The following is a 16,688-nucleotide window of genomic DNA, read 5'->3' as shown; positions in this document are numbered from 1 at the left end:
TCCAGGGCGGCCTTGGCGCGCACGATGGCGGCGGAGTCACTGGCGGTCACGGCGCGGGCTTCGATGGCGGCAGCAGCGCCGGCACCGTCGAGGCGGTCCATGTTGGCTTCGGTGGCGTGGCCGGCGTTGGCGCCTTTGGTGGCTACTTCGCCTTCTTCTTCTTTGTCGAATTCGTCCCAGCTCAGCATGACGTGTCGTCTCCTGCGTGAGGGCTCAAAGGTGCCCGTGTGAAACCGGATGGTTGGGTGTTCACACGACCCTCAGGCCGCGGTGGTTCTTTAAGGAATCGTTTGTTGCAACAGCTCGCGCAGGCAAATAAACGGAATCGGGTAACGGGTTCTGCGTGAGGCTTGAGGTGCGGAGCGCTAGGTGCATGCTCCAGCGGAGGCCTCAGGTCTGGCTCTTCATCCCTGTGTAAAGGGATATTGCAGGCCCGATTTACCCGCGCATTATAGGGAAAAATTCGGTTTTGTGTTGCGGTGGATGGTCACGGATCGCAGACAAAAAGCCTGCTTTTCGGGCCAAGGCGCGAGTTTGTTGGGGTTGGTTGAAGGGACGAGCGGCAGGATTTTTTTCGAGGGGGGGCGACGAGGGGAGGGAGTGCTGGCTCTTTGCCGCAAGAACGATTTCTTGCGGCGAATAAGAATCCAACTTCAGACGTTATTACCCGTTAGAGCAGCCATTGCCCATGATCTTGTAATTAAGAATATGGCGCTGACCGTGGGAATCTTCATATTCCATCTTGGCCGGTACAACTTCACATACATTCGGAACTTCACTCATGGACAATACTTTGGCAACGTCCAAGTGGGTGCTGTAGGTGTAATCCTCAACAATCGGGGCGTTGTGGCCGGCCAGCTCGGTCGGGGCTTCGTCGGCCAGGACGGCGGTGGCGCACAAGCTGCTGAGGGCCATAACTACGAGAGCTTTCATTTCTGTACTTACCTTCTTCAGGGCGAAAGGGGTCACGTGGCCCTTGTGAGGCCGCGTGTGTAACTTAGGATTGGTTAGTTGCGATTAACGTTGCCTTCGTGGGGGCTGTTACGTTGTTAATCACTGCTGTGTAAACCACAGTGCCTTGGTTGGCGGAGTTGATTTTAGGCCTGCGGGTTATATTCATATACCCGTGCTTTTGATAAACACTATTGGCGGTTTTTGTAACAATCCCGTGGTAAAGGTTTTTTCACACAACGACAAAAGCCTTGCAGGCCGTAGGCCAGAGGCCTGTCAGTCGATACCAGGGCAATGTGTAGGGGCTTGTTACTACCATCGTCGAATGGTTCTATGGGGCCGCCCCGGCTACAACAGGGCATACAAAAACAACTATTGTCACCGAGGTAAGAAAGATGAGTGCGGCTTCCCTGTACCCCGTTCGCCCCGAAGTAGCAGCCAACACGCTGACCGATGAGGCGACCTACAAGGCCATGTACCAGCAGTCGGTGGTCAACCCCGACGGTTTCTGGCGTGAGCAAGCCAAGCGTCTTGACTGGATCAAGCCTTTCACCACGGTGAAGCAGACCTCGTTCGACGATCACCATGTCGACATCAAGTGGTTCGCCGATGGCACCCTGAACGTGTCCTACAACTGCCTGGACCGTCATCTCGCCGAGCGTGGCGATCAGATTGCGATCATCTGGGAAGGCGATGACCCGGCCGAGAGCCGCAACATCACCTACCGCGAACTGCATGAACAAGTCTGCAAGTTCGCCAACGCCTTGCGTGGCCAGGACGTACACCGCGGCGACGTGGTGACTATCTATATGCCGATGATCCCCGAAGCCGTGGTCGCCATGCTGGCGTGTACCCGCATCGGTGCGATTCACTCGGTGGTGTTTGGCGGTTTCTCCCCGGAAGCCCTGGCCGGTCGCATCATCGACTGTAAGTCGAAGGTGGTGATCACCGCCGACGAAGGCATCCGCGCCGGTAAGAAAATTCCGCTCAAGGCCAACGTCGACGACGCCCTGACCAACCCGGAAACCAGCAGCATCCAGAAAGTCATCGTGTGCAAGCGCACCAATGGCCAGATCAAGTGGAACCAGCATCGCGACATCTGGTACGAAGACCTGATGAAAGTGGCGGGCACCGTGTGTGCGCCAAAAGAGATGGGCGCCGAAGAAGCGCTGTTCATCCTCTACACCTCCGGTTCCACCGGTAAGCCTAAAGGCGTGCAGCACACCACTGGCGGCTACCTGCTGTATGCCGGCCTCACCCACGAGCGCGTGTTCGACTACCGCCCAGGCGAAATTTACTGGTGCACCGCCGACGTCGGCTGGGTCACTGGCCACACCTATATTGTCTACGGCCCGCTGTCCAACGGCGCGACCACTGTGCTGTTCGAAGGCGTGCCGAACTACCCGGACATCACGCGGGTGGCGAAGATCGTCGACAAACACAAGGTCAATATCCTCTACACCGCGCCGACCGCGATTCGCGCCATGATGGCCTCGGGCACCGCTGCCGTTGAAGGGGCTGACGGCAGCAGCCTGCGCCTGCTCGGCTCCGTGGGCGAGCCGATCAACCCGGAAGCGTGGGATTGGTACTACAAGAACGTCGGTCAGTCCCGTTGCCCGATTGTCGACACCTGGTGGCAGACCGAAACCGGCGGCAACATGATGAGCCCGCTGCCGGGCGCCCACGCGCTCAAGCCGGGTTCGGCGGCACGGCCGTTCTTCGGCGTGGTGCCGGCGCTGGTGGATAACCTGGGCAACCTGATCGAAGGCGCTGCCGAAGGCAACCTGGTGATCCTCGATTCGTGGCCGGGTCAGGCACGTACGCTGTTTGGCGATCACGACCGCTTCGTCGATACCTATTTCAAGACCTTCCGTGGGATGTACTTCACCGGTGACGCGCGCGCCGTGACGAGGACGGTTACTACTGGATCACCGGGCGCGTGGATGACGTGTTGAACGTATCCGGCCACCGCATGGGCACCGCCGAGATCGAAAGCGCCATGGTTGCCCACCCGAAAGTCGCCGAGGCGGCGGTGGTGGGTGTGCCGCACGACATCAAGGGGCAGGGCATCTATGTGTATGTCACCCTGAAAAATGGCGAAGAACCCACCGAAGCCCTGCGCCTGGAGCTGAAAAACTGGGTGCGCAAGGAGATCGGGCCGATTGCTTCGCCGGATGTGATCCAGTGGGCGCCGGGCTTGCCGAAGACCCGTTCGGGCAAAATCATGCGGCGTATCCTGCGCAAGATTGCTACGGCTGAGTATGACGGGTTGGGGGATATCTCCACTCTGGCGGATCCGGGTGTGGTGGCGCATTTGATTGAGACACACAAGACCATGAACGTCGCGTAAGGCGGGCTGGTCAGACAAAGCCCCGTTCGGTGTAAGCCGAGTGGGGCTTTTTTGTGGGGTCTTGAAACCAATGGAGATTCAAATGTGGGAGGGGGCTTGCCCCCGATTGCAGTGGGTCAGTCAACTCACCTATAGCTGAAACACCGCTATCGGGGGCAAGCCCCCTCCCACATTTGAATCTCCACCAGTCAAATAAATATCGGTTTATCGCGTAGGAGGTTTCTGAATGTTACCGAGCGGCGCAAATGTGTAACCCGTCGCGCAAACATGAGGCAAAGGGCTACGCTTATGCCCCGAAAAACCGCGCTTTAGACACCCCCGGCAATAAGATTAAACGCCAGACTTGCCGTCCCAGAAGGGTTTGCGAATAATAGGCCCGCAATTTGCAGCATCAACAGGTTTAATATCTTTTGTCTCTGCATAAAATCCAGGGACTGTCAATGAGCTGGAACCGCTTTCTCGGTGCTTCTGTAAATTGTTGTCGCATTGAGGAAATATCGGCTTCCGGCCTGTCGTTAGAATGCCGATCACTCGCTCGTCGTCGCCGGTGTTGAATTGGTGTAGGACGCAGCACCGCTATTCGGTTTCACCTTCGCCGCATCGTGGGCCATGGCTCATACTGCTGTTTTGCCCTATACCGATGGAGTCCCAAGATGAAGAAACTCGTGCTGTTGGGCGCCCTGGCGCTGTCCGTGCTGTCCATGCAGGCTTTCGCTGAAGGCAAGCCCCTGAAAATTGGTATCGAAGCGGCTTACCCTCCGTTTGCCTCCAAGGCACCGGATGGCAGCATCGTTGGTTTTGACTACGACATCGGCAACGCCCTGTGCGAAGAGATGAAGGTCAAATGTACGTGGGTCGAGCAAGAGTTCGACGGCCTGATTCCTGCGCTCAAAGTGCGCAAGATCGACGCGATCCTGTCGTCCATGTCCATCACCGAAGACCGCAAGAAGTCCGTGGACTTCACCAACCGTTACTACCTGACCCCAGCGCGCCTGGTGTTGAAGGAAGGCACGGCGGTCAGCGACAGCCTGGACGAACTCAAAGGCAAGAAGATCGGCGTGCAGCGCGGTTCGATCCATGACCGTTTTGCCAAGGAAGTGCTGGCTCCTAAAGGCGCCACCGTTGTTCCTTACAGCTCGCAGAACGAAATCTACCTGGACGTGGAAGCCGGTCGCCTCGACGGCACCGTGGCAGACGCCACCCTGTTGCAGGAAGGTTTCCTCGATACCCCAGCCGGCAAAGGCTACGCGTTCACCGGCCCGGCCTTCACCGACGCCAAATACTTCGGCGACGGCATCGGCATCGCGGTACGTAAAGGCGACAAGGAAAACCTGGACCGCATCAACGCAGCGATCACGGCGATCCGTGCCAGCGGCAAGTACAAAACTATCCAGGACAAGTACTTCAACTTCGACATTTACGGCCCAGAAGCCAAGTAAATCGTCGCAGCGATCTGTCCCAAATGGCGCAAGCAACAGAATTCCTGCGGTTTGCGCCATTTTTTCATCCCCCTTTTCGAGGACCTGAATCATGTTGAAAGGCTACGGGGCCGTCATCCTCGATGGCGCATGGTTGACGCTTCAGCTCGCCTTGTCGTCCATGGCCTTGGCCATTGTTCTGGGTCTGATCGGGGTCGCGTTACGCCTGTCGCCGGTGCGCTGGTTGGCCTGGCTGGGTGACTTGTACTCCACGGTGATCCGCGGAATCCCCGACCTGGTACTGATCCTGCTGATTTTCTATGGCGGCCAGGACCTGCTCAACCGCGTCGCGCCGATGCTCGGCTACGACGACTATATTGACTTGAATCCCTTGGCCGCCGGTATCGGCACCCTGGGTTTCATCTTTGGCGCCTACCTGTCGGAAACCTTCCGCGGCGCCTTCATGGCCATTCCCAAGGGCCAGGCCGAAGCCGGCCTTGCGTATGGCATGAGCAGTTTCCAGGTGTTTTTCCGGGTGATGGTGCCGCAGATGATCCGGCTGGCGATCCCTGGTTTCACCAACAACTGGCTGGTCCTCACCAAGGCCACTGCGCTGATTTCGGTGGTGGGCCTGCAAGACATGATGTTCAAGGCCAAGCAGGCGGCAGACGCCACTCGCGAGCCTTTTACCTTCTTCCTCGCAGTGGCGGCGATGTACCTGGTGATCACCAGCGTGTCGTTGCTGGCTCTGCGTCATCTTGAGAAGCGCTACTCGGTAGGCGTAAGGGCGGCTGATCTATGATCTTCGACTACAACGTCATCTGGGAGGCCATGCCGCTGTACCTTGGCGGCCTGCTGACCACCCTGAAACTGCTCGCCATCTCGCTGTTCTTCGGCCTGCTTGCCGCCTTGCCCCTGGGCTTGATGCGCGTGTCCAAGCAGCCGGTGATCAATGGCGCCGCCTGGCTGTTCACCTATGTGATTCGCGGCACGCCGATGCTGGTGCAGCTGTTCTTGATCTACTACGGCCTGGCGCAGTTCGAGGCGGTACGCGAAAGCTTCATGTGGCCGCTGCTGTCCAGCGCCACGTTCTGTGCGTGCCTGGCCTTTGCGATCAACACCAGCGCCTACACCGCCGAAATCATTGCCGGCAGCCTCAAGGCCACGCCCAATGGCGAGATCGAAGCGGCCAAGGCCATGGGCATGTCGCGCTACAAGCTGTACCGCCGGATCCTGCTGCCGTCGGCCCTGCGCCGCGCGCTGCCGCAGTACAGCAACGAAGTGATCATGATGCTGCAGACCACCAGTCTTGCGTCCATCGTCACCCTGATCGACATCACCGGTGCCGCACGCACGGTGAACGCGCAGTTCTACCTGCCGTTCGAAGCCTATATCACCGCTGGCCTGTTCTACCTGTGCCTGACCTTTATCCTGGTGCGCCTGTTCAAGTTGGCCGAGCGCCGCTGGCTGAGCTACCTGGCTCCACGGAAGCACTGATATGGAACGTATCGACCACCTGTTGCCCTGGGGTCACCTGGGCTGCGAGCGCCAGCTGAGCGTGTTCCGTTTCGGCAAGGGCGAGCGCAAGGCCTATATCCAGGCCAGCCTGCACGCCGATGAATTGCCCGGCATGCGCGCCGCCTGGGAGCTGAAAAAACGCCTCGCCGAGCTCGAACAGCAAGGCGCCCTCAATGGGGTCATCGAGCTGGTGCCGGTGGCCAACCCGATGGGCCTTGGCCAGCTGTTGCAAGGCAGCCATCAGGGGCGCTTCGAGATTGGCAGCGGCAAGAATTTCAACCGTGATTTCGTCGAGTTGAGCGAGCCGGTTGCTGCGCTGCTCAAAGGCAAACTGGGGGATGACGCCCACGCTAACGTGCGCATGATCCGTCAGGCCATGGACGATGCACTCAACGCATTGCCCGCGCCGGGCAGCCAACTGCAAGGCATGCAGCGCGTCTTGCTGAGCCACGCGTGCACCGCGGATATCGTCCTCGACCTGCATTGCGACGCCGAAGCCGCGCTGCATATGTACGCGCTGCCCCAGCACTGGCCGCAGTGGCGTTCGCTGTCCGCGCACCTGAATGTAAAGGTCGGCTTGCTGGCAGAAGACTCAGGCGGCAGCTCATTTGATGAAGCCTGTTCGCTGCCCTGGTTGCGTTTGTCCCGGCTGTTCCCGGACGCGCAGATCCCCTTGGCGTGCCTGGCGACAACCCTGGAATTGGGCGGTCAAGCCGATACCGGCCGCGATGAAGCCATCTTCCACGCCGAAGGCATTCTTGCCTTCCTCGCCGAGCAAGGGCTGATCACTGGCGAATGGCCTGCGCCGCAGCATGAAGCTTGCGAAGGCGTGCCGTTTGAAGGCACCGAATTGTTATTCGCACCCCACGCCGGGGTGATCAGTTACCTGCGTAGAGCCGGTGACTGGATCGAGAAGGGCGAGCCGATTTTTGAAGTGATTGATCCCCTGGAAGACCGTGTCAGCGTGATCTGCGCGGGCACGTCCGGGGTGTTGTTTGCCGTTGAACGGCTACGTTATGCCCAAGCGGGTTTCTGGCTGGCCAAGGTGGCGGGGCGCGAAGCGCTGCGGCACGGGCGCTTGCTCAACGACTGACCACCTGTTTTTGTGAGAACCGACAGCATGTACAAACTTGAAGTCCAAGACCTGCATAAACGCTATGGCAGTCATGAAGTGCTCAAAGGCGTATCCCTGGCCGCCGCGGCCGGTGATGTGATCAGCATCATCGGTTCCAGTGGTTCGGGCAAAAGTACTTTTTTGCGCTGCATCAACCTGCTGGAGCAACCCCACGCCGGCAAGATTCTGCTCAACAACGAAGAGCTGAAACTGGTGGCCAACAAGGACGGCGCGCTCAAGGCCGCCGATCCGAAGCAGCTGCAACGCATGCGTTCGCGCCTGTCCATGGTGTTCCAGCATTTCAACCTGTGGTCGCACATGACCGCGTTGGAAAACGTGATGGAAGCGCCGGTGCACGTGCTGGGTATGTCGAAGAAAGACGCCCGTGAAAAGGCCGAGCACTACCTGGCCAAGGTTGGCGTGGGCCATCGTAAGGATGCGTTCCCTGGCCATATGTCCGGCGGCGAGCAGCAGCGCGTGGCGATTGCCCGTGCCCTGGCGATGGAGCCTGAGGTGATGCTGTTCGACGAGCCGACCTCGGCGCTGGACCCGGAACTGGTTGGCGAAGTGCTCAAGGTGATGCAGGACCTTGCCCAGGAAGGCCGCACCATGGTGGTGGTGACCCACGAAATGGGCTTTGCCCGTGAAGTGTCCAACCAGTTGGTGTTTTTGCACAAAGGCATTGTTGAAGAGCGTGGCAACCCGCGGGAAGTGTTGGTCAACCCGCAGTCCGAGCGGTTGCAGCAGTTCCTGTCCGGCAGCTTGAAATAGTTTCCGTGTGGGAGGGGCGTTGTTTTTGAGCTTTGTGTTGGTTTACGGGCTAGCATTGGCCTTTGTCTTCATTACTGTTACTCGCTTCGGATAGCACTCCATGACCGCCCATAAAATTGGTTTCCTGATTTGGCCCAGCACAAAAGCACTCACGCTTGCGCTGGCTGAGGAGGCCTTGCGCGTTGCTCAGCGGGTGCATCCGGATGTGGTGTATGAACTGTCGTTTTTGCTCGCCGAGCCTGCCATCGAGGGCGCCTGGCAACTGCCGGGTGAGCCGTGGGCCGGCAAGCTGGAAGGCTTCCAGAAGCTGTTCCTGCTGGCCGACGAACCGCCCACCGCAATCGCCTCCCAACTGAGCAGCGCCCTTAAGCAGCTGGTGCGTGCCGGTTGTGTGATCGGCGGTTTGTCGGCCGGTGTGTATCCGCTGGCTCAACTCGGCCTGCTGGACGGCTACCGCGCCGCCGTGCACTGGCGCTGGCAGGACGACTTTGCCGAACGTTTCCCCAAGGTGATTGCCACCAGCCATCTGTTCGACTGGGACCGCGACCGCCTGAGCGCCTGCGGTGGCATGTCGGTACTCGACCTGCTGCTGGCCGTGTTGGCTCGCGACCACGGCGCCGAACTGGCCGGTGCGGTCTCCGAAGAGCTGGTGGTGGAACGCATCCGCGAAGGCGGTGAACGCCAGCGTATTCCATTGCAAAACCGCCTGGGCTCCAGCCATCCGAAGCTGACCCAGGCGGTTCTGTTGATGGAGGCCAATATCGAAGAGCCGCTGACTACCGATGAAATCGCCCAGCACGTCTGCGTGTCGCGACGACAGCTTGAAAGGATCTTCAAGCAATACCTCAATCGCGTCCCCAGCCAGTACTACCTGGAACTGCGCCTGAACAAGGCGCGCCAGATGCTGATGCAAACCAGCAAGTCGATCATCCAGATCGGCCTGTCGTGCGGCTTCTCGTCGGGGCCGCACTTCTCCAGCGCCTACCGCAACTTCTTTGGCGCGACCCCTCGCGAAGACCGCAACCAGCGACGCAGCAGCAGCCCGTTCGAGTTGTCGTCGGTGCCATCCGAACGCGGATGAATGCCTGGGCTTACTCCTCCATCGGCTCAGGTGTTGGAGGCGGCGTCAGCGGGTTGCCCTGATCATCAAACATGGCTTCCTCCACACCCAGTTCATACCCCGTTTGCCGGTAATAGCGGCGCAGTAAATCCAGGCTTTGGGTGGACAGCGGGTTACCGCTCAGGTCGGATTCGTCGTTGAGCGGGAGCGGCATTTCCAGCAGGTCGCTGGGCAGGTTTTCAATCAAGTTGTCACTCAAGTCCAGCACTCGCAGTTGCCCCAGGCCAAAGGCGCCCGGGGGGACTTCGGTGAGCCCGCAGTTGTGCAGGTAAATCGTTTTGAGGTGTGACAGGCTGCGTAAATCCGGAGTTATGCCCAGTGGGTTATCACTCAAGTCCAGGTATCTCAGGTTGCTCATTTCTGCGAGTTGCCCGGCGCTGCGAGGCGTGAGACGGATATGGTTTTCCGGCAATCCCAGTTCTCTCAGCGCGGTCATGCTGAAGACCGGTTCGGGGATGTCGGTGAGGGTGTAGCGTTCGATAATCAGGTGCCGCAGGTTTGGGAACGCCCTGAGCAGTCCATCTGCATTCAGGTTGCTGCCTTCGCCGATCAGTTCGACCAGCGTCACATGAGCAAAGCGAGCCCTCAGTCGGGGCATATCCCCCAATAGCTGGGCATGAAACACCAGCTTGTGCGTGCGGTACGGCGGGCTGCCGGAGTCGTCGGCTTCGGTTTCCCGGCGCCAGCACTGCTCAAGCACTGTCTTGAATTGCATGCGCCGCAACTGCTCTTCGGCGCGGGTGCCCGCATCCAGTACAACATCCAGCAGCGGGTCGCGCAGGGGTACATTGAGGGCCCACTCTCGAAGGTCCGTGCGCAGTTGATCGTACTCGATACCCAATCGGATGAGTTCGCTGGAGGCGGCGTCAATATCCCCAGGCAATTGGAAGTAGATACGCCCGATCTCGGCGTCGGCAAGGTTCGGGTAAAGCGCCTTGAGCCTTTGCAGCTCCGCTGTTGGCGGGCTGGCCATCCAGTGTTGCTGGACGGTCGAGTAGTGGGTTTTTATTCGGCGCAGGGTCTGGCGCGAAAGCGGGTTGCTGGAGAGGTCGAAGCGGGCAATGCGGCTTTGTGGCAACGCAAAGGCTGTTTCGGGTATGTCACTGATTGCGTTGTGGCTAACATCTACGTGCCTTTCGGCGGCCGTGGCGGACAGCACGTCGGCCGGGATTTCGGTCAGCCCGGTATTGCGCAATGACAGCCGGGAAAGGCGTGCCATGCGGCTGGTGTCCGGTATTAATCCCAGAGGGTTTTCGCTCAGGTCCAGGTGCTCAAGGCGCGACATCCTGGCCAGCGCGTTGGCGCTGCTCGGGGTCAAGCGCAAGGTGTTGTGGTTAAGGCGTAACGTGCCCAGTTGGTGCAGGTTTGCGATTTCCATCGGCAATTCGGTGAGCGTGAAGTGTTCGATGGACAGCTGCTTGAGGGCAGGAAACGCCCGCAGGAACGCGCCGGGTTGCAAGGTGCCGGTGTTACCTCGCAGGATCAGGGAGGTTACGTGGTCGAAGGGCGTATGCAAGGCGGGCAACGACCCGCTGACCGGCCTGGAGAGTGTCAGCTCGTAGCCGAAGGTGATGCCATTGTGGTTCTCGGCCATCGGGATTTCACGACGCCATGCCGCTTCCATGTCTTGGCGAAATAGCGTTCGGGCAGTGCGCTCCTCAGCGCTGATCCGGGCGTCACTCACCCAGCCAAGCATATCGCCGTAAATCCCCATGTATTCGATTTCGAGGCGATTCAACGCGATCTTGCCAGCCTGCAGGTCGCCGGGCAGGGAATAGATAAAGCGATTGACGTCGTCGTTGTTGAAGCTGGGGTAGAGCCGCCTGACCTGTGCGGTATCGGCCGGGGCGGCATCGATATCCCAGTAGCTGGCGGTGCGCTGGAAATAGGTTTTCACCTGCTCCAGCGTGCGGCTTGAAAGAGGGTTGCCGGAGAGGTCGAACTTGTTGCTTGTTGTGGCGGGCAGCGTGAATATTTCCGCGGGCACCTCCTGGATCCGGTTGTTCGACAGCAGCGCCAGGTCAAGATGTGCTCGGCTGAGCAGGCCCCGTGGCAGCTCGCTGATACCGGTATTGCTCAGGTCCAGGTATTGCAGGTTCGGCATGTTTTCGACACTGAGTGTGTGTGCCAGCGGGTTGTTGTAAAGGTCCAGGGTCACCAGCCCGGTCATGCTGCTCAATGTCGTCTGGTCTTCTGCGGTCAGGGCAAGGTTGCAATCGCTGAGGATCAGTTCGTTGAAGTGCGGCATTGAGGCGACGGCGTGTGGGAAAGCTTCAAGCCTGACTTTTCGGATGATCAACTGGCGCAGTCTCGGGAACTGCTGCACAAAGGCATTGATGTTCAGTGGGGCGTGATCCCCGGCCAACTCCAGTAAGGAAATATGTTCGAAGCGTGCGCTGAGCCGGGGCGGTTCGCCGTTGATAGGGCTGAGCAGCCTGAGCATCTGGCCATTGACGGCGGGGGGCTGGAAGTAGCTGTCCACTTCGCTTTCCTGGCGCCAGGCGCGGCGAATCTGCTGGGCCCAGTGGGCCCGATTGCGCCGTGCATATTCATACTCCAGGCTGTTCAACGGCGCTTCTGTCACGGCGTGGAATCGAGGGGTGCTGGCTTCCCAATTGGCCAGGTCGATGTCCATTTTTGTGTATTCGTTTTTCAACGACACCAGGGTTGCCAGCGCACCGCCCGGTCGGTTCTCAAGGGTGTGTACCACGTCGCGAATCTGGTCGGCGGACAGCGCTGGCAACAGCTCCTGGGCGCGCTGCTCCAGCGACAGCTCTGCGCTGGGGCCCGGTTGTGGTTCATCCGCAGGGCGGTAGCCGTCCATGCCGCCGCGCAAGCGCATGACGCTTGGATCGTAGGTCGGTTTGAATTGCGGGTTGGCATCAAGCAAGCGCCGCACAAACTGGCGATCGATGGCGTGCTCGGCAATCGCCTGTTGCAGGCGTGGGCCTTGGCCGATATGAATCTTCAGCGAGTCCCGTGAGGCATCGGGAATCGCCTGGAGAACGGCGGTGTAGAAATCGGTGGTGCCGAACAACGTGTTGCTTTGATCCTGCGGGATGTAGTCACCCTCTGCGGTGGCGATGAGGGTCCGCTTGAGGGGGGCGTCTTCGGCCCCGATGCTGTCCAGCAGTGCGCCATCGGCTCGGTATTGCCTGACCTCCAGGCGCACGGTGTGCAACCAGCCTGGCAGGTTTTCCAGGGAGTGCAGTGCCAACTGGTGGGTGTCCGGGCTTTCGACGGAGTCCAGATACAGGCCTTCATAGGCCCGCGTGGTGCGGACTTCGTGTTGCGCCCATTCGGCCAGTTCTACAAGGCGCTCAGGCACCCCGGCCTGATCGATGGCCCGCAGTTCCTCACCACTGGCCCCCGCGAGGATTTCCTCGGCGACGCTGGTGGGAAGGCCACGGTTTGGCGCCGCATCCATGATTTTTTGCACGCGTGCATCGCGGGCGCGCTCCACGCCTCGATACTCTGCCTCGAACAGTGAATAGCGCTTGTTGTTGGCGATCCGTGCCAGCCGTTTTCTCAACACGCTTGCGCGGGTTTGCGAGGACGATTTCGGCGAGCCGAACGGTTCTTCCAGCAGGGTTTTTCGCTCGGGTTCATCCAGGCACTCGATGATGGTGCGCAGCAGGTTGCCATTTTTCATTTGCGCTTCGTGTATCTGTACAACTGCAGCATCGGCACCGCGGCTGAGTTCCCATATCGTGTTGCCCTGGTTGTCCAGGAAACGCAGGGTTTTTGTTTCTGGCCACAGTCCGTAATTGGTCAGCAGTTTGAGCTGAAGCTGCGAGTTGGCCTGCCCATAGAGTGCCGGGTCGTCGCTGCCCATTTGCACGATGAAGTCTTGCAGAGACTGGTCGATCTTGATGCGCTTGAGGGTGTCGGCCAGCAACGGCGGTGGCGTCTGCTGGGTGAGGTGCATTTTGCGCAGGGCGTTGTCGTGGGTGTCGCTGATACGGCGAGCCTGCTGGAGTCGGGCGTCGCTGATGCCGTCGGTTGAGTAGCCGAGGCGGCGCATCAGCGTGGTGGTGTCCCAGGTCAGTGGGCGCTCCAGTTCTGTCACCCAGGCGCCCTGGCCGTTAGTCATGACCTGGGGGCGATAGGCGTCCGGACGACTGGGGTGATGAAGGGAATAGCGACCGGTTGTACTGTCGGTGTGCAGCACATAGGGGTCATCGCCCATGGGCAGGACGGTTTGGCCTCGGTGCCGGTGAAGGCCCAGTTTGTTGGGGCGCGAGTCTGGGGGCAGTTTCAGGTCGTGGCGGTAGGGGGTGATATCCGGCTGCCACAGGCGCGCTTTGCCGCTGGGGCGCGTCACCGGTTTAAGGCGCTCGATAAACGCCAGGAGTTCGGCCGGCAGCGCCGCCCGCAACAGTCCTTCGGCGATCGGTGTACCCACGGCAAACATTCCGAGTTGCACCAGTTGCTCCATAAAGCCCAGGGCATGGCCTAGGGCTTGGTGGGTCATCCCTTCGGCCCAGTCGATGATGCCTTCAAAGGCTTCGTCCAGTACCTGATAAGCGGTGTACGCCAGCATCAGCGCGCCCAGTGGCGGTACGAAGGGGATGGCCACGAACGCGATAATTTGCAGCAGCGTGTTACCGATTTTCTGAATGAAGGCCCAGCGTTCCCAGCGCGCTTTCTGGTCCGCGCTGGCGGTGGAGACGGCTTGGGAACGTGCGTCGTTGAACAGTTTGCTGAGGTTCATCTGGTAGAGATGTTCGAACAGCTCGCCGCTGATTTTCCGCGGGCGCACCTGCAGGTTGGGTTTTTCGGTGGGCGTTTCGCGCCAGGAGGGCAACGGGTCGCCTGGGGTGTGTGGGTGCCACGTTACCTGGCTCAAGCGTTGGTTGAGGTTGGCAAAAAACACTCCCAGGTCTTCATGGCTGACAAAGCGACTGAAGAATCGCTGGTAGCCGGGATCGCGCAGTTTTTCTGCGAGGGCGTGCACGAACGCCTGGCTGCTGGCGTAGTGTTTCACCGGGTGCTGCGGATCGTCAGGGATGTACACGACCACGGGCAGTACCACCTGGCTCGCCGCCAGGTTTTCAGAAAAAACAACGATGCCGGTGAGGCGCGTCGACATGATCAGCAGCTCGTTGCATTCCATAGGCTGGCAGCCATTGACGGGCGTGTCAGTGATCAGGTTGTACACGGCGTCATAGCTGCTACGCGGCAGGTCGTTTTTGATCAAGGCCATGTACAGCGCGAGTTTCAGCGCGGTGAGCTGACTGTTTATGACCTTGTAGCGCAGGCTGGCCTTGGCCACGGGGTTGCTCTGGTCCAGGTAGTTGTTGAGATAACGTTGGTATTGGCCGCCGATGTCCAATTGGCGGCACAGGGTGGTGAACTGCGGGATGCTGATTTTCGCGGCGATGGCCGGCAGCGCCTGGAACTGCCCGGTAGAGGTCGGCTCTGTGGTGAAGTTGGAATTGGCTTCATAGCCGCCGGCCACGGCTTCGGAGGGCTCGAAGTTGTGCAGGGCCGCGTCCAGCAAAGAGACGCTCCAGGTCCGCGCCGCGCCGGGTTTGACGGTAAAGCCGACAACGGTCAGAGGAATATAGAGTTGCAGGTAGGTGGTCCTGACATCTGCGTCGATCCCGTACTGACTGGCAAGGGCCTGTTGCAGCACCTCGGCACCAAAGTCTGCCGGGCTTTTGAGCGCGGCCATGGCGCTGTCTACCTGGTTCTGGGCGGTCCAGGCATTGCCATTGAGGCGCTTGAGTTGCTGGTGTTGCGCCTCGCTGGCGTTTTTGTACCAGTCGGCGATGACGGGCGCGGAGTTGGCCAGCGCTGCACGCTTGCCTGCTGCGGCGTTGCCGAGCCATTGGGGCAGGGCGTTTTTCAGGATTTGGTAGTGGGGAACAGCGGGTGCTGGTGGGGTGCCCATGGGGTCGCTCCTTGACGGCATAAAAGGACCCAGAGCAGAACAGGTTGTGCAGGCAGGCGAGTGGTGCACAGTTAGGGGCAGGGAATTTGCAGTCGCCCAGCGATGAGCCTGCCCATGACAGGTGCGCACGGTTTAAACTGCGCCATTGCGACGCTATTTGTCGCATTGGCGTAAACCCGCCAAAAACGGGGGTTTGCGCTATAAGAAGTTGTCGCTTGGCGGCAAGGCCGCACTGAAAACTGTCCTTACAATCCCTGCATCGCCCGCCAGTTCCAGGCAGGCGTTCCTCTTCAGGAGACTCCGATGTCCGTTGAGCAAGCCCCGGTGCAACGTGCCGATTTCGACCAGGTCATGGTTCCCAACTACGCACCTGCCGCGTTCATCCCCGTGCGTGGCGCAGGTTCGCGTGTATGGGACCAGGCGGGTCGCGAGCTGATTGACTTTGCCGGCGGCATCGCGGTCAACGTGTTGGGCCACGCCCACCCGGCGCTGGTCGGTGCACTGACCGAGCAGGCCAACAAGCTGTGGCACGTGTCCAACGTCTTCACCAATGAGCCGGCCCTGCGCCTGGCCCATAAGTTGATCGACGCCACGTTTGCCGAGCGTGTGTTCTTCTGCAACTCCGGCGCCGAAGCCAACGAGGCCGCCTTCAAGCTGGCCCGTCGTGTCGCGTTCGACCGTTTTGGCACTGAGAAGTACGAGATCATCGCCGCGCTGAACAGCTTCCACGGCCGTACCCTGTTCACCGTCAACGTCGGTGGCCAGTCGAAGTACTCCGATGGCTTCGGTCCTAAAATCACCGGCATCACCCACGTTCCTTATAACGACCTGGCTGCGCTGAAAGCCGCCGTGTCGGACAAGACGTGCGCCGTAGTGCTCGAACCCATCCAGGGCGAAGGCGGCGTACTGCCAGCCGAGCTGGCGTACCTGCAAGGCGCCCGCGAACTGTGCGACGCCAACGACGCGCTGCTGGTGTTCGACGAAGTGCAAACCGGCATGGGCCGCAGCGGCCACCTGTTCGCCTACCAGCATTACGGCGTAGTGCCAGACATCCTCACCAGCGCCAAGAGCCTGGGCGGCGGTTTCCCCATCGCCGCGATGCTCACCACTGAAGCCCTGGCCAAGCACCTGGTGGTCGGCACCCATGGCACCACCTACGGCGGCAACCCGCTGGCGTGCGCGGTGGCCGAAGCGGTGATCGACGTGATCAACACCCCCGAAGTGCTGGCTGGCGTCAACGCCAAGCACGACCAGTTCAAGGCGCGCCTGGAACAGATCGGCAAGCAGTACGGCATCTTCACCGAAGTACGTGGTATGGGCCTGTTGATCGGTTGCGTGCTGAGCGATGCCTTCAAAGGCCGCGCCAAGGACGTGTTCAACGCGGCCGAGAAAGAAAACCTGATGATCCTGCAAGCCGGCCCGGACGTGGTGCGTTTTGCGCCGAGTCTGGTGGTGGAAGACGCGGATATCACTGAAGGTTTGGATCGCTTCGAGCGGGCTGTAAAAACGCTGACCCAAGCCTGATAGCTACACATGTGGGAGGGGGCTTG

Annotated in this window: 9 protein-coding genes and 2 pseudogenes; 8 read left to right on the top strand and 3 right to left on the bottom strand. The window is 60.0% G+C overall.

Features of this window, described 5'->3' with window-relative positions; translation table 11 throughout:
* A pseudogene (locus IQK56_RS20595) lies at nucleotides 1-188 on the bottom strand (ribonucleotide-diphosphate reductase subunit beta); the annotation flags it as partial.
* A gap of 475 nt (nucleotides 189-663) precedes the next feature.
* Nucleotides 664-933: a DUF2790 domain-containing protein gene (locus tag IQK56_RS20590; protein ID WP_122307816.1), complete on the bottom strand. Its 270-nt coding sequence runs from the start codon at nucleotides 931-933 to the stop codon at nucleotides 664-666.
* Between the two features lie 413 nt (nucleotides 934-1,346).
* Between IQK56_RS20590 and acs the strand changes: the two are divergent.
* The 7 genes and pseudogenes from acs (at nucleotide 1,347) to argR (ending at nucleotide 9,203) form a co-directional block, all read left to right on the top strand.
* A pseudogene (acs, locus tag IQK56_RS20585) lies at nucleotides 1,347-3,301 on the top strand (acetate--CoA ligase).
* A 653-nt stretch (nucleotides 3,302-3,954) separates the two neighbouring features.
* Nucleotides 3,955-4,740 carry an ABC transporter substrate-binding protein gene (locus IQK56_RS20580; protein ID WP_150675668.1) on the top strand — a complete coding sequence of 262 codons (786 nt, stop codon included), beginning with the start codon at nucleotides 3,955-3,957 and terminating at the stop codon, nucleotides 4,738-4,740.
* A gap of 91 nt (nucleotides 4,741-4,831) precedes the next feature.
* The gene (locus tag IQK56_RS20575) at nucleotides 4,832-5,521 is read left to right on the top strand and encodes an ABC transporter permease (protein WP_010208305.1); all 690 of its coding nucleotides are present in this window, start codon (nucleotides 4,832-4,834) and stop codon (nucleotides 5,519-5,521) included.
* A complete protein-coding gene (locus tag IQK56_RS20570; protein ID WP_122306473.1) occupies nucleotides 5,518-6,216 on the top strand; it encodes an ABC transporter permease in 699 nt (232 codons plus the stop codon). Before IQK56_RS20575 ends, IQK56_RS20570 begins: the two co-directional genes overlap by 4 nt.
* Nucleotide 6,217: 1 nt before the next feature.
* Complete coding sequence (locus tag IQK56_RS20565) at nucleotides 6,218-7,330, top strand: succinylglutamate desuccinylase/aspartoacylase family protein (RefSeq protein ID WP_150761338.1); 1,113 nt, start codon at nucleotides 6,218-6,220, stop codon at nucleotides 7,328-7,330.
* Between the two features lie 27 nt (nucleotides 7,331-7,357).
* Nucleotides 7,358-8,122 (top strand): ABC transporter ATP-binding protein, encoded by a 765-nt coding sequence (locus tag IQK56_RS20560; protein WP_090400457.1) that lies wholly within the window; start codon nucleotides 7,358-7,360, stop codon nucleotides 8,120-8,122.
* A 100-nt stretch (nucleotides 8,123-8,222) separates the two neighbouring features.
* Nucleotides 8,223-9,203 carry a transcriptional regulator ArgR gene (argR, locus tag IQK56_RS20555; protein ID WP_122306475.1) on the top strand — a complete coding sequence of 327 codons (981 nt, stop codon included), beginning with the start codon at nucleotides 8,223-8,225 and terminating at the stop codon, nucleotides 9,201-9,203.
* A gap of 10 nt (nucleotides 9,204-9,213) precedes the next feature.
* Here the strand turns inward: argR and IQK56_RS20550 are convergent, their stop codons facing one another.
* Entirely contained in the window at nucleotides 9,214-15,138 is a 5,925-nt protein-coding gene (locus IQK56_RS20550; protein WP_193901806.1) for a leucine-rich repeat domain-containing protein, read from the bottom strand.
* 303 nt (nucleotides 15,139-15,441) lie between these two features.
* Here IQK56_RS20550 and IQK56_RS20545 point away from each other — a divergent pair, with 303 nt between their 5' ends.
* Nucleotides 15,442-16,662 carry an aspartate aminotransferase family protein gene (locus IQK56_RS20545; protein ID WP_150677036.1) on the top strand — a complete coding sequence of 407 codons (1,221 nt, stop codon included), beginning with the start codon at nucleotides 15,442-15,444 and terminating at the stop codon, nucleotides 16,660-16,662.
* Nucleotides 16,663-16,688: the final 26 nt, after the last annotated feature.

It is taken from the genome of Pseudomonas cyclaminis, from assembly GCF_015163715.1.
Taxonomy (GTDB): domain Bacteria; phylum Pseudomonadota; class Gammaproteobacteria; order Pseudomonadales; family Pseudomonadaceae; genus Aquipseudomonas; species Aquipseudomonas cyclaminis.
Note: the sequence above shows the minus strand (reverse complement) of the source record. Positions and strands in the feature narration are given on the sequence as shown.